Annotated in this window: 16 protein-coding genes; 8 read left to right on the top strand and 8 right to left on the bottom strand. The window is 68.8% G+C overall.

Features of this window, described 5'->3' with window-relative positions; translation table 11 throughout:
* Positions 1 to 24 precede the first annotated feature (24 nt).
* Complete coding sequence (locus AWB92_RS22395; protein WP_085189582.1) at positions 25 to 1,044, top strand: bile acid:sodium symporter family protein; 1,020 nt, start codon at positions 25 to 27, stop codon at positions 1,042 to 1,044.
* On the opposite strand, the gene AWB92_RS22390 is transcribed toward AWB92_RS22395, so the two are convergent.
* Positions 1,041 to 1,643, bottom strand: a complete 603-nt coding sequence (locus tag AWB92_RS22390) for a YqgE/AlgH family protein (RefSeq protein ID WP_085189564.1) — start codon at positions 1,641 to 1,643, stop codon at positions 1,041 to 1,043. The genes AWB92_RS22395 and AWB92_RS22390 overlap by 4 nt on opposite strands.
* A 123-nt stretch (positions 1,644 to 1,766) precedes the next feature.
* Here AWB92_RS22390 and AWB92_RS22385 point away from each other — a divergent pair, with 123 nt between their 5' ends.
* Complete coding sequence (locus tag AWB92_RS22385) at positions 1,767 to 3,059, top strand: MFS transporter (protein ID WP_085189562.1); 1,293 nt, start codon at positions 1,767 to 1,769, stop codon at positions 3,057 to 3,059.
* Between the two features lie 9 nt (positions 3,060 to 3,068).
* Positions 3,069 to 3,842 carry a TIGR03084 family metal-binding protein gene (locus tag AWB92_RS22380; protein WP_085189560.1) on the top strand — a complete coding sequence of 258 codons (774 nt, stop codon included), beginning with the start codon at positions 3,069 to 3,071 and terminating at the stop codon, positions 3,840 to 3,842.
* A 58-nt stretch (positions 3,843 to 3,900) separates the two neighbouring features.
* On the opposite strand, the gene AWB92_RS22375 is transcribed toward AWB92_RS22380, so the two are convergent.
* The gene (locus AWB92_RS22375) at positions 3,901 to 5,160 is read right to left on the bottom strand and encodes a DUF5631 domain-containing protein (protein WP_085189558.1); all 1,260 of its coding nucleotides are present in this window, start codon (positions 5,158 to 5,160) and stop codon (positions 3,901 to 3,903) included.
* Between the two features lie 82 nt (positions 5,161 to 5,242).
* Here AWB92_RS22375 and AWB92_RS30115 point away from each other — a divergent pair, with 82 nt between their 5' ends.
* Positions 5,243 to 5,386: a hypothetical protein gene (locus tag AWB92_RS30115; protein WP_169924623.1), complete on the top strand. Its 144-nt coding sequence runs from the start codon at positions 5,243 to 5,245 to the stop codon at positions 5,384 to 5,386.
* A gap of 13 nt (positions 5,387 to 5,399) precedes the next feature.
* On the opposite strand, the gene AWB92_RS22370 is transcribed toward AWB92_RS30115, so the two are convergent.
* From AWB92_RS22370 to AWB92_RS22345, 6 genes are all read right to left on the bottom strand, one after another.
* Entirely contained in the window at positions 5,400 to 5,711 is a 312-nt protein-coding gene (locus AWB92_RS22370) for a DUF2694 family protein (RefSeq protein ID WP_067007347.1), read from the bottom strand.
* Entirely contained in the window at positions 5,708 to 6,025 is a 318-nt protein-coding gene (locus AWB92_RS22365) for an ESX-1 secretion-associated protein (RefSeq protein WP_068111957.1), read from the bottom strand. Before AWB92_RS22365 ends, AWB92_RS22370 begins: the two co-directional genes overlap by 4 nt.
* A 52-nt stretch (positions 6,026 to 6,077) precedes the next feature.
* Positions 6,078 to 7,460, bottom strand: a complete 1,383-nt coding sequence (locus tag AWB92_RS22360) for a DUF4226 domain-containing protein (RefSeq protein WP_085189556.1) — start codon at positions 7,458 to 7,460, stop codon at positions 6,078 to 6,080.
* Between the two features lie 103 nt (positions 7,461 to 7,563).
* Positions 7,564 to 7,926 (bottom strand): DUF4226 domain-containing protein, encoded by a 363-nt coding sequence (locus AWB92_RS22355; protein WP_085189554.1) that lies wholly within the window; start codon positions 7,924 to 7,926, stop codon positions 7,564 to 7,566.
* Between the two features lie 18 nt (positions 7,927 to 7,944).
* On the bottom strand, positions 7,945 to 8,730 hold the full coding sequence (locus AWB92_RS22350; protein ID WP_085189552.1) for a C40 family peptidase: 786 nt from the start codon (positions 8,728 to 8,730) through the stop codon (positions 7,945 to 7,947).
* A complete protein-coding gene (locus tag AWB92_RS22345) occupies positions 8,727 to 9,491 on the bottom strand; it encodes a helix-turn-helix transcriptional regulator (protein WP_085189550.1) in 765 nt (254 codons plus the stop codon). Before AWB92_RS22345 ends, AWB92_RS22350 begins: the two co-directional genes overlap by 4 nt.
* Positions 9,492 to 9,637: 146 nt before the next feature.
* Here AWB92_RS22345 and AWB92_RS22340 point away from each other — a divergent pair, with 146 nt between their 5' ends.
* The 4 genes from AWB92_RS22340 to AWB92_RS22325 all read left to right on the top strand — a co-directional run bounded on the left by AWB92_RS22340 (position 9,638) and on the right by AWB92_RS22325 (position 12,822).
* Positions 9,638 to 10,054, top strand: a complete 417-nt coding sequence (locus AWB92_RS22340) for a WhiB family transcriptional regulator (protein ID WP_068111974.1) — start codon at positions 9,638 to 9,640, stop codon at positions 10,052 to 10,054.
* A gap of 71 nt (positions 10,055 to 10,125) precedes the next feature.
* Entirely contained in the window at positions 10,126 to 11,508 is a 1,383-nt protein-coding gene (locus tag AWB92_RS22335) for an acyl-CoA dehydrogenase family protein (protein WP_085189548.1), read from the top strand.
* A 28-nt stretch (positions 11,509 to 11,536) separates the two neighbouring features.
* A complete protein-coding gene (locus AWB92_RS22330) occupies positions 11,537 to 12,508 on the top strand; it encodes a pirin family protein (protein ID WP_085189546.1) in 972 nt (323 codons plus the stop codon).
* Positions 12,505 to 12,822, top strand: a complete 318-nt coding sequence (locus tag AWB92_RS22325; RefSeq protein ID WP_068111983.1) for a GNAT family N-acetyltransferase — start codon at positions 12,505 to 12,507, stop codon at positions 12,820 to 12,822. Before AWB92_RS22330 ends, AWB92_RS22325 begins: the two co-directional genes overlap by 4 nt.
* Positions 12,823 to 12,900 lie beyond the last annotated feature (78 nt).

Here is a 12,900-nt window from a genome sequence, read left to right as displayed (position 1 = left end):
ACCTTTACCGCTCGAGCCGTCATGTTGAAACGGCTGTCGGCGTTGCCGATCGATACTTTCCTGCTGGCGCTGGGGGCAACCGTTGCGTTCGCCGCCCTCGTCCCGGCACGCGGTGAAGCGGCCGATGCCGTGTCGGTCGCGGCGAAAGCGGCGATCGCGTTGCTGTTCTTCCTTTACGGCGCCCGCCTGTCACCCCAGCAGGCCTGGCACGGTGTCCGACAGTGGCGGCTGCACCTGCTGGTGCTGGCAACGACGTTCGTCCTCTTCCCGATGCTGGGATTGGCCGCCCGAGCGTTGGTGCCGTCGGTGCTGACCATCGACCTCTACAACGGCCTGCTGTTTCTGTGCCTTGTCCCGTCGACCGTGCAATCGTCCATCGCGTTTACCTCGATCGCGCGGGGGCACGTCTCGGCCGCCATCGTCAGCGCGTCGTTGTCCAACATCCTCGGCGTGGTGCTGACGCCGCTGCTGGTGGTCCTGTTGATGACGACCACCGGCGCGCCGCGGGTCGACGGCACCGCGATTCGCGACATCATGGTGCAGCTGCTGCTGCCGTTCGCGGCGGGGCAGCTGGCGCGCCCATGGCTGGGCGGGCTCATTACCCGGTACGCGGCGCTGCTGAAGTTGGTGGATCGCGGATCCATCCTGCTGGTGGTCTACACCGCCTTCTCGATGGGCGTCGTCAAGGGGATCTGGGTCAGTGTCGATGTGTGGCGCCTGATCTCGGTGACCGTCGTCGCCGCCGTGCTGCTCGCGGTGGTGCTGGGCGTCACCACGGCCGTCGGCCGACTGGCCAGGCTGGACCGTGGCGACGCGATCGTCCTGCTGTTCTGCGGCTCGAAAAAGAGCCTGGCGTCCGGGCTTCCGATGGCGCTGGTGCTTTTCCCGGCGGCCACAGTCGGTTTGACCATGTTGCCGTTGATGATCTTTCACCAGATCCAGTTGGTGGTCTGCGCGGTGATTGCCAGCAGGCTGGCGCGCGACGCCGACGAGGCCGGCCCGGCGCCGTCGGCGATCTCGGCCGCGCCGGACGAAACGGGCTAGTTTCTGCTGACGTCGATCGGGTGGGTGGCAAGTAGCGACAGCGGCAGCGGTTGCCTGCGCAGCACCTGCCCCCACAGATCGGCCCTCGGCCCGGCCAGCACGTCAGATGGCAAGGCGGACAAGACAATCCAGTCGTCGCGTTCGATCTCACCCTCGAGCTGACCGATGGTCCAGCCGGAGTAGCCGGCGAAGATGCGCACCCCCTCGAGCAGGGGAGCGATCAGGTCGGGGTCGGCATCCAGATCCACCATGACGATCCGGCCGTCCACATGCCGCAGGCCCGGCACGCCCTCCGGATCGGCGCCGATCCGCAGCGCCGCCAGGCAAAGTGCCGCGTCGCGCTTGACCGGCCCGCCGATGAACATCGTCTTCGGCTTGGCGGACAGCTTGGCCCACTGCGGCAACACGTTGTACACCGCGGTCTCGCTGGCCCGGTTGAGCACGACACCCAGTGTGCCGCCGTCGTTGTGCTCGACGATGTAAATCACGCTGCGCCGAAAAGTCGGCTCGAGAAGGTCGGTGTTGGCGAGCAGCAAAGTGCCGGCACGCACCCGCTGCGCTGCGGGTGCTACGTAGTCCTCCGGATCTTCGGGCGGCATCGAACCATCATCGCACCTTCGTAACGTCGGCCGGTGCAATCGGGCATGGCCGATACATATTTGTACTGTTGGCGATGGCGCCCAACCCCAACGGTGGAAGTCGGTTCTGTGATTCAATCCCGGATGCAGTCACGCGCACCCGTCGACCTGTGGCGGTCGGTGCGCGGTTTGCCGGACTTCTGGCGGCTGCTCCAGGTGCGCATGGCGAGCCAGTTCGGCGACGGTCTCTTCCAGGCCGCCCTGGCCGGGGCGCTGCTGTTCAACCCCGACCGCGCCGCCGACCCGATGGCCATCGCCCGAGCGTTCGCGGTGCTGTTCTTGCCGTACTCCCTGCTCGGGCCGTTCGCCGGCGCGCTGATGGACCGTTGGGACCGGCGGCTGGTGCTGGTCGGTGCAACCGTGGGCCGGCTGATCCTGATCGCCTGCATCGGCACCATCCTGGCGGTGCGGGCCGGTGACATACCGCTGCTGATTGGCGCGCTCCTCGCCAACGGCCTGGCGCGGTTCGTCGCATCCGGCCTGTCGGCGTCCCTGCCGCATGTGGTGCCGCGGGAGCAGGTGGTCACCATGAACTCGGTGGCGACCGCATCCGGTGCCTTTGCGGCCTTCCTCGGTGCCAACTTCATGCTGGTGCCCCGGTTTTTCGTCGGCGCCGGCGACGAGGGCGCCTCGGTGATCATCTTCCTCACCGCGATACCGGTGGCGATCGCGTTGTTCCTGTCGTTACGGTTCGGGGCCCGGGTGCTGGGCCCGGACGACACCAAGCGCGCGATCCACGGATCGGCCGTCTACGCGGTGATCACCGGCTGGCTGCACGGCGCCCGGACGGTCGTGCAGCGCCCGACGGTCGCGGCCACCCTGTCCGGCCTGGCCGCGCATCGCATGGTGGTGGGCATCAATTCGCTGGTGATGCTGGTGCTGGTGCACCATTTGCCCGGTCCGCGTCCGGCGACCGGAGGTCTGGGCATCGCGTTGCTGTTCTTCGCCGCGGCGGGCCTGGGGGCATTCCTGGCCAACTTGCTGACGCCGGCGGTGGTGCGCCGCTGGGGGCGCTACGCCACGACCAATGGCGCGCTGGTGGCGGCCGCGGTGATCCAGATCCCGGGCGCCAGCCTGCGGCTCCCGGTGATGGTGGTGTGTGGATTTTGCCTCGGCCTGGCCGGTCAAGTGGTCAAACTCTGCGCCGACTCCGCGATGCAGATGGACGTCGATGACGCGCTGCGCGGACACGTGTTCGCGGTGCAGGACGCGCTGTTCTGGGTGGCGTTCATCGTCTCGATCACGTTGTCCGCCACGCTGATTCCCGACGACGGACGCGCGCCGGGGTTCGTGCTGTTCGGGTCGGGGCTGTACCTGATCGGGCTGGCCATGCACGCCTTCATCGGCCGTCGCGGCCAGCCGGCGGGCACTGGTTAAGGTGCATACATGACCGGTGCCGCGCCGATGGTGGCCGACCTGCGGGCCGAAAGCGACGACCTCGACACGTTGGTGGCGCCGCTTGCGCCGGGCCGCTGGGCGGATGCGACGCCCGCGCCCGGCTGGACCATCGCCCACCAGATCGGGCACCTGTTGTGGACGGACCGGGTCGCGCTGACCGCGGCCACCGACGAGGCGGGCTTCGCCGCCGTGCTCCAGGCCGCTTCCGCCGACCCCACCGGGTTCGTCGACGCGGGCGCCGAGAAACTTGCCGCCGTCGCGCCGGCCGAGCTGCTCGCCGACTGGCGGACCACCCGAGCAAGGCTGCACGACACCCTGCTGACGGTGCCCGACGGTCGCAAGCTGCCGTGGTTCGGGCCACCGATGAGCGCGGCCTCAATGGCGACGGCCCGGTTGATGGAAACGTGGGCGCATGGACTCGACGTGGCCGACGCGCTCGGGGTCAAGCGTCCAGCCACCGAGCGCCTGCGGTCGATCGCACACATCGGGGTGCGCACCCGCGATTACGCGTTCGCCATCAACAACCTGACGCCGCCCGCGGACCCGTTCCTGGTCGAGCTGCGGGGGCCCGGCGGCGACACCTGGTCCTGGGGGCCGCCGGACGCCGCCCAGCGGGTCACCGGCTCCGCCGAGGACTTCTGCTTCCTGGTAACCCAGCGGCGCCCGTTGGGGGCGCTCGACATCACGGCGCACGGTCCCGACGCGCAGCGGTGGCTCGAGATCGCGCAGGCTTTCGCCGGGCCTCCCGGCCCCGGGCGATGAGCGCGCGAGCGCGCGAAGAGAGCCGGGGCCATCTGACCAAGCCCCGGTCGATGAGCCGTTACGGCGCACTGAGTTTCTGAAACCAGGCCAGGTGATAGTTCGCCGCCACCGAGTCTCCGGTCGCGGCGGCCTCGGTCGCCGCCAGCAACAAGCAATTGAGGAAGAGCGCGGGATCGAGGTCCGGGTACTGGATCAGCAGCTGATAACGCGCGGTATCGAGATGCACTCGCAGCAGGTCGATTTCTTCCTCCACCACACCGGTTCCGGCGGCGGCGGCCCGGGCCACGGTGTGCACCATCCGCGGCAGTCCGTCGCGCCAATGCGTGGCCTGGCTCAACTCCCAGCCGAGATCGTCGACCGAGGGCAACTCGCGGGCCTGCGCCGAGGCCTTGGTCTCGGCGAAGTCGTCCAGCCGGCCCAAGGAATCCCCGGGCGCGTACGTGACGGCGCGCTCGGTTTCGCCCAGCAGGGTAGATACCTTTCCGGTGCGCCGCTCCGGTTCCAGCAACCGCACGCCCTCCGGAATCGCGATATCCGGCGGTATCCAGCCGTGGGCGAAGTCGGTGACCAATACGGTGGTGCCGTCGGGACGATCCCCGATCGCCCAATTGAGGCGCGGCTCTTGATGGATCACGAACGCGAGGAGCCGCCGCAACCGCTCGTCGTCGGATTCGTGTCCGGCCGCGGTTACCGGGGCGACCGGTTCTTCCCGGGGCTCGGTGGGTACCGGCCGCGGTCCCGGTGTCGCGGCGTCATCGTCGGGGGCTCGGTGCCGAGCCTCGCTGGCCTCCGGGGCGGCCACGTCAGTGACGACGGGGATAGCCTGCGTCTCCTCGAGATCGGCACCGTCGCTTCCTTCCGGACACTCGGCGTCGGTGACGACGGGGATAACCTGCGTCGTCTCCAAATCGGCGCCGTTGAGGGTCTCGGCATCCCGCGGGCGGTCGCGTTCGACGGGCGCCGCGGCGCGCATCGCGTGCAATTGCCGAATCGTCGACTCGACTCGTCGCGCGGCGCGGGCCCGTGCCTCGTCGATCACCCTGGCTTCTTCCGCCCGTCTGGTGAGATCGGGCATTCCCGCCAGCTTGATGGCCCGCAGCTCGTCGTTGGCGCTTCGGGTGATCCGCTGCAGGTCGTCCTTGAGATACTCTGCGAGACTGGCGGTTTCGTCGTTCGTCGTGGAAAGCTCGGCAGGCCAAAGCCCGCCCGTCACCCAGGGCGTGCAATCCAGCGGAGAGCTGAAGGCGGGAATCGTCAGCGACTCCCGAGTAGCTCTCCGGAGGCGCTGGCGCGCCGTCATCCGACCGAAGATCGCCACTGGTTAAGCCTACCGACATCCATCGGGGCGTCTATTCAGTCAGTGAATTGTGCAGCTTCGATGGCCTGGGTAGCGTGGGGACATGGCTGATTCTGCGCTGCAGCAGCAACTCGACGAGGTGCGTGCCCTGCTGGCTCGCGCCCGAGAGTTGTTCGGCCCCAATCCCATAGAGCCGCCCACCGACATCGCACCCGATCCCGACAGCGCGAAGAGGTGGCTGCTTTAGGCCGGTTGAGCCGCTAGCGCGCGCCGTCGCGGCGGCGCAGTTTGTGTGCCAGCAGCTTTTCGATGGCCGCATCAAGATCGTGCGGGGTGGGGACTTCCATCGAGGGGGTATGACCTGCCGCGAGGATCTCGTTGCGGACTTCGAGTAACGCCTTGAGGCAGGACACATCGGCGGTCAGCAGGATGCCCTGTGCCAGCGTCTCGGCGTCGGTTTCCATCGCCTCTTCGCTCAGCGCGACGCTGTGCATATACCCGCCGCGGCAGGAGCGGACCAGGATGTGCCCGCTCGGGTGGACGGTGTCGAAGGCTGGATTGGCGTCCGTCATCGACCGCCGTCGATGATGCCGCCGAAATCTCGTGCCGCGTCTTGCTCGTGCTGTTCCCACGCGGCCGCCGAAATGCCCAATTTCTCGGCCATGTCGGCGTGGTCGTCGGCTTGCTGTTCGTAGCACTGGCGGCGGAGTTCGAGCAGATCGCGCCCGGCCTCACGCAGTTCACCGAAGATGGGCCCGAGTGAATCCAGGCTTTCCTGGATCGCCGCGTGCGACGACGGAACGGTACGCAAGTAGTCGGAGGTCTCCTGATGATGCGCAGCGGCTTGACGTAAGTGCGCGGGCACCACCCGGATTGGCTCGGCCATCTGCTGTCTCCTCTTCCTGCGGCGCCGGGGAAGCCCGGCGAGATCACTATTCTCATGCGGTCGACGTGGCCGCCGGCCCGGTGGGTGTCGGTATGTGCGGCTCGGCCGGCGGGGCAGCGGGCGCGGTCGCCGCCGGTGGATGCTCCCAGCCTAGAAAGCTCGGCCCGTTCACGGAGGCGATGCGCTGAATCTGGCCGTCGAGCAGGGCCTTCTCGTGACCGAGCGCGAGCGCGTGACGATCGGTGAGGATGCCGATGTCGCCGGGTACCGCTCGCAGCGGGTCCACGGGGTCGGTGACCGCGGTCCCCGGCGGCGGGATGGTAATTCCCTGCTGGTGGAACGCATCTGCGATAGGCGCGCCGCCGACGGCGGCTTTGATCGCCGCGGCGAGCTGCGGGCTTGCCGCCGTCACCGTATCGCCGTCGGGCAGGGTCACCGTGGTCGGACCCACCGGCGGCGAATCGCGCTGGTCCGTCGCGGCGTCCTCTGCGTCGGCCCGGTTTTGGTCCCCGTCGGGATCGTCCGCCTCCGGGTCGTGCGACCCAACCAGCCGTTCGTCGCCCGTGCCGCGCAACGTGCGACCGACGTCCTCCAGCCCGGGCAACGGCAGCCCGCCCAGCCCACCCAGGCCCGGCAGCGATCCGGCGCCGAGGCTCGGGATGGCCGGCATCAGCGGCGCGGGCGGCGCCCCTGGAGCCGCGCTGCCCCCGGCGGTGGCCGGCACCGGGGATTCCGATACGGGCGGGCCGGAGTCGTCGGCCGGCATCGAATCCAGTAGCGGGTCCCAGCCGGTCTCGAGGTCCTCGACCGGGTCCTGCGTCGTGCTGTCGGCGGGTGCGGCGACGGGGACGGGGGTGGTGGGCGGCCGGTCGTCGGCTCCGCTCTTGGAGGCGTCGTAGAGCGAAGTCCACGCGGCCATCAGCGCCGACTTCGACGTGTCGTCGAGGCTCGCGTTCAGGACGACCGCCCGGATGTCTTTGAGCTTGCCGATGAGGAATCGCTGGAAATCCCGCGCGCCCGTTGGAGTGTCGAGATCCGACCGGGTCAGGACGGCGGCTTCGGTCTCGCGCTGCAGCTTCGACAGGGCTTCTCGGCCCTCGACGGACTTCAGGTGGGCGTTCAAGATCGCCGCGATCACTTGCATGTCGAGCTGGGAGCTCGCCGAATTCTGGTGTGCCAGAGCGGCTTCGGCGCCCGCCATGGCCTCGGCGGCCTCGCCCTGTTCCCGGTCGGATACGGGCGCCCCGGCGCCGAAGATGTCCGAATGTTGCTGGCGGATCTTGCGCACGATTGCCTCGAGTTGGTCGGGCCGGGTGGTGGGGGTGATGACCGCCGTCACCTCATTCGGCGCCAAGCCGGCCTGCCACGCGTTCGGGTCGCCGGTGCGGTCCCGGACGGATTTGATCGTGTTGATCAGCTCGTCATACGTCGACATCGGTGTCGCGACCCCTCCATGCCGGGCGACAGTACCCAGGCATGTTCCCGTCGACAATTCACCCCGGCGCGCCTGTGCACGACCGGATCCAAGCGCGTTCGGGCTAGCAGGTGGGGACGGCGTATCGAGCGCGCAAGCCATCCAGCACAGCCCTTTTCGCGCGGCCGAGTTCGCGCGCGTCGGCGACCACCGTCGCGATCTCGCGCTGCTTGTCGGCCAGGAACCGACGGAATTCGCGCGCCCCCATCGGGGTATCGACCGCAAGGGACAAGCGGCCGCCGGCGGCGCGGTCGATCTCCTCGGCGATGGCGTCGAGTCGCCCGATGCTTTCGCGGGTCGCGGCATGGGCGCTGGCAAGCACTTCCGCCAGCACGCGGTCGGCGTCGGCGGCGCTGCCGTGCTGGCCGGCCAGCGCCGACTGCCGCGCCTGGATGGCGCCCATCGAAGGTCCGGCTGGTTCCGACATTGGTTCAACCTTTTCGTGTCATAGCGGGCGGCGAATCGCGATGTTGCTGCCCAGTGGACTGATTCGCACCGACGCGCCCGAGTAGGGCGCTTCGACGACCAGATTGTTGCCGATGGCCATCTGGACGTGTCCGGCGTGGGGGAAGACCAGGTCTCCCGGGCGGACCTGGGAACGCGAAACCGGTATCCCGTCGTCAATCTGCTCATAGGTGGTGCGGCCCAAGCGGACGCCCGCCTGGGCGTAGGACCACTGGACCAACCCGGAACAGTCGAACTGGTTCGGCCCCGTCGCACCCCAGACGTACGGGCGCCCCAGCCGCGACAACGCGGCGCGCACAGCGATCGCCGCGCGGGTCGGTGCCCCGCGATGGTGCGTCAACCGGTATCGCAGCGCCCGCAGCGCCGCGGAGTGCCTTCGCGCGTTCGCACGGGCCGACAGGACATGGGACCGCTGCGCGCGCAGTCGGGCGACGCTGCGGCGCATCGCCTCGCGCTGGGCCATCGGCGTCACCGGGGTGGCGGCGGTGTCCGCACGGGCCTCGTCGACCAGGGATTTGGTCAGCGCACCGGCCAGGGCCCGATCCCGGTGGGCGGCGGCGATGATGTCGGCGGCCGCGGCGTCCGTGCGCGCGGCCGATAGCAGCCGCTGCCGGCCGCGTTCCGCGGCTATTTGGTAATGTCCTTGTGCTACAGCGCTATTCATCACGCGGTAGGGCACCGTGCCGGCATCCAGCGTCGGCTGCCGAGTGTCGCCGGCGAACAGTCGATGCGCGCGGCTCAATACCTCGATTTCGTTTGCATTCATGGCGCCCCCTCGCCACCCGTCGCCTCGACCGCCTCGGCGAAGGCGCGAACGCGGGGGAGGGCCCCAGGGGGTATCACGCCCCGATTGCGGATGTCCCACATTTCGTCGGTGCCGACACCGACCAGGGCGGCGATGACTGCCTCCGGCAGCGAAGACTCCGAGCACGCCCGATCGAACCGCGCGCTCAAGCTGGTCGGCACGCGCTTGAGGAGGGAGGTGCGCGTCGCCTCGAGTGCCTGTAGATGCTCCATAAGCCGCCCCGTGGAATCGGCGCCGGCGTTGACGGCCACGCGCCACGAGCTGGCGGCCAGCATCTCGGCCTTCACGCATTGAGCGATCACAGACAGAATATACGTCTCATATTCGTTTGATGTCGTCGCCGGCAGCCGATCGATGACAGATTTGAGGGCGTCGAGTTGGGCTTCGGCGTACCCTTCCAGCACTTCCGTGTCGCTGTGACGGTCGACGACGACCGTGCCGGCGGGCGTCGCCGACCTCGCGTCGACCGGCTGTGCGGCCATCAGCCTGGCCAGCTCGGCGTCCGGATCGGCGGCTACCAGCAGGCGGGAGTAGGTGCCCGGTGGCAGGCCGAGCCCATTTTCGACCTTCTGAACTGTGCTTTTGTGCGGCTTGCGGGCGCCGCGCTCCAGAAAACTGAGGCCCATGATGCTGACCCCAGTGGCGGCGGCGAGCTCCGCCAGCGACCAGTCGCGTGACTCGCGCAACGCGCGGATCGCGGCGCCGGCCGACTCACGGCTCACCGCAGGCTCCGGCCATAGGCCGGATATTACACATCAGGCCCACCCATCCTGCGGATATACGTTTTTGTCACGTTTCTCTTGCGCGGGCCGCCGATATGTGTATACGCTTTTGCCTACGTTTCGCTACTGACCCAAGGAGACCGGCCATGGGACACCCTTGCGCAGCCAACCCGGAATTGTGGTTCGGCTACCCCGACGACGACGGTGGTGACGGCGCGGCGAAGGCGCGCGCCTACGAGCGCTCCGCGACCGAGGCGCGGATCCAATGCCTGCGCCGCTGCCCGCTGGCCCAGCAGCGTCGCTGCGCCCAGCACGCCATCGCGCACCGCGAGGAGTACGGGGTCTGGGCCGGCGTCAAGCTGCCCGGCGGCCAGTATCGAAAGCGGGAACAACTCGCCCGCGCCCACGACGTGCTGCGGCGGATCGCCGCCGGCGAAATCAACTCGCGTCAGCTTCCCGAGAACGCGGCTCTGCTGGCGCGCCACGAACACGAGGCGATGCCGGTCGCGGCGGTGGTGTTGCACCTGCCGATCGCGCAAGTGGGTCCCCGTTCGGCCGCGTGACAGTTTGCTGACCCCGCCGACGGGGTAGTCGGGCTTGGCACGACCGAGTCTGTCGACCCGAAGGCGGATCCATGACATTCGACCTGACACCGACGGCCGCACAACACGATCTGGCCCGGCGCACCCACGAGTTCGCCGAAGAAGTGATCCGCCCGGTGGCCCTCCATTACGACCAGCGCCAGGAGTTTCCGTGGCCGGTGCTGGAGGAGGCGGCCCAGCGCGGCTTCTACAGCCCGTTGTTCTACCGCGACCTGATCGGGGACCCGACCGGTATCTCGCTACCGATGTTCATGGAAGAGCTCTTTTGGGGCTGTGCCGGAATCGGTTTGGCGATCGTCATGCCGGCGCTGGCGCTGTCGGCGATTGGCCAGGCCGCGTCCCCCGAGCAAATGCTCCAGTGGGCACCGGAGTGTTTCGGGACTCCGGGCGACATCAAACTGGCCGCGTTGGCGATCTCCGAACCCGAGGGCGGCAGCGACGTGCGGAACCTGCGCACCCGCGCGCGCCGCGACGGTGACGACTGGATCATCGACGGCCACAAGATGTGGATCGGCAACGGCGGCATCGCGAACGTGCATGTGGTGAACGCCGTGGTCGACGAGGAACTCGGGCATCGCGGGCAGGCGCTGTTCGTGGTGCCCGGCGGGACGCCGGGGCTGAAGCTGCTGCGAAAGCTCGACAAGCTGGGCTGCCGGGCGTCCCACACCGCCGAGTTGCTGTTCGAGGGTGTGCGCGTCCCTGGCGCCAATTTGCTTGGCGGAGAAGAAAAGCTGGAACACAAGCTCGCTAAGGCCCGCGAAGTGGTGGCCGGCGGACAACGGTCCGGCTCGGCGACGCTGGGCACCTTCGAGCAGACCCGCCCCATGGTGGCCGCTCAGGCGATCGGGATCGCCCGCGCCGCACTGGAGTACGCGACGGCGTACGCGACCGAGCGCGAGGCGTTCGGCGGACCGATCATCGACAACCAGGGCATCGCCTTTCCGCTGGCGGATCTGGCCACCCAGATCGATGCCGCTCGGCTGCTGACCTGGCGCGCCTCCTGGATGGCGGCCAACGGGGTGCCCTTCGAGCGGGGCGAGGGCTCGATGTCGAAACTCGCCGCCAGCGAGGTCGCCGTGCGGGTCACCGAGCGCGCGATCCAGACCATGGGCGGGTGGGGCTACATCACCGACCACCCGGTGGAGAAATGGTATCGGGATGCCAAGCTGTACACCATCTTTGAGGGCACCAGCGAGATTCAGCGGATGGTCATCTCCAACGCTTTGGGCGCCGCGGTGGGCACCCCGCCGCTCCATGTGGTGATCGAGCCGACCGGGGGGCCGCTGAACCGGCTCTTCGGCCGCGGCGCCCCGCTGCGATCCCGGGCCGCCGATACCGCGTTGGCGATGCAGGACCGCGTGCCGGATCCGGTCATGCGGCTAGCCATGAGAGTGCTGCGGCCGCCGCGCAAGTGATGCCCCGACAAGGCGTAGCGTCGATCCGGTGAGCAACCTCGAGACCGCACCGGACGAAGTCACCTGCGGCGCTTCGCGGGTGCTCGGCACCGAGTTGTTGCATCCGCGCGAGGTTCCATTGGGCGGGCCGCGGGCGATCAGGGTGCAGCGCACACTGCCGCAACGGCAACGCTCGCTGATCGGGGCGTGGTGTTTCGCCGACCATTACGGCCCCGTGCGCGCACGCATGGACGTCCCGCCCCATCCGCACACCGGATTGCAAACGGTCAGTTGGTTGTTCAGCGGGGGAGTGGAGCATCGGGACAGCGCCGGCGTGCACGCCGTGGTCCGACCCGGTGAGCTGAACCTGATGACAGCGGGCGCGGGCATTTGTCACTCCGAGGTGTCGATCGGTTCGGACGCCGTCTTGCACGGGGTTCAGCTGTGGGTGGCGCTGCCCGATTCTGCCCGCGATACGGGCCGCGATTTCGCGCACTATGTGCCGCCGCCCGTGGCGCTGCCCGGCGCGGTGGCACGGGTCTTTCTCGGGGAGCTGGCCGCAGGCCGATCGCCGGTGCGCACGTTCACCCCACTGGTCGGCGCGCAGATCGATGTGCAGCCCAACGCCGGGCTGGACATCGACGTCGACCCGGCATTCGAACACGGCGTGCTCTGCGATCTCGGGCCCGTCGACATGGGCGGCACCACGCTCGCGGTCGGCGACCTCGGATACCAGGGCGCGGGCGCTTCGTCGTTGCGGTTGCGCAACACGGGCGACCGGCCGGCGCGGGTGTTGCTGCTGGGCGGGACCCCGTTCGCCGAAGAGCTCGTGATGTGGTGGAACTTCGTCGGGCGCAGTCACGACGACATCGCGGGCTACCGCCGGCTCTGGCAGGACGGCGACGAACGCTTCGGCGCCGTCACCGGCTACCGGGGGTCGGTAACCCGGCTGCCGGCCCCGCCGCTGCCGACCGCTCGGTTGCGGCCGCGACCGATACCCCAAGGGAAGGAACACATATGACCGCCGACAAGACCGGCGCACCAACCACCGTCACCGCCGAGGAGGGCCGGTACACCATTGCCGTCGACGGCAAAACCGTCGGCCTCGCCGACTTCTTCGACCGCGGCGACCAGCGCGTCTTCCACCACACCGAGATCGACCCCGCGTACGGTGGGCGCGGCCTGGCGACCATCCTCGTCGAGGAGGCGCTGCAGGCGGCGCGGGCCGACGGCAAGCGCATAGTCCCGGTGTGTTCCATGGTCGTCACCGTGCTCAAGAAGCATCCCGAATACGACGACATCACCGATCCCGTCACGCCCGACGTGCGGGGCTAGGTGTACTGACCACGGACGTTGGTGACGGCGTGGCGTGGTGACATGACGAAGACCTCCGAGTGAAGTGCGAGCTGTCTA

Origin of the sequence: Mycobacterium sp. IEC1808 (genome assembly GCF_002101935.1) — a bacterium.
Taxonomy (GTDB): domain Bacteria; phylum Actinomycetota; class Actinomycetes; order Mycobacteriales; family Mycobacteriaceae; genus Mycobacterium.
Note: the sequence above shows the minus strand (reverse complement) of the source record. Positions and strands in the feature narration are given on the sequence as shown.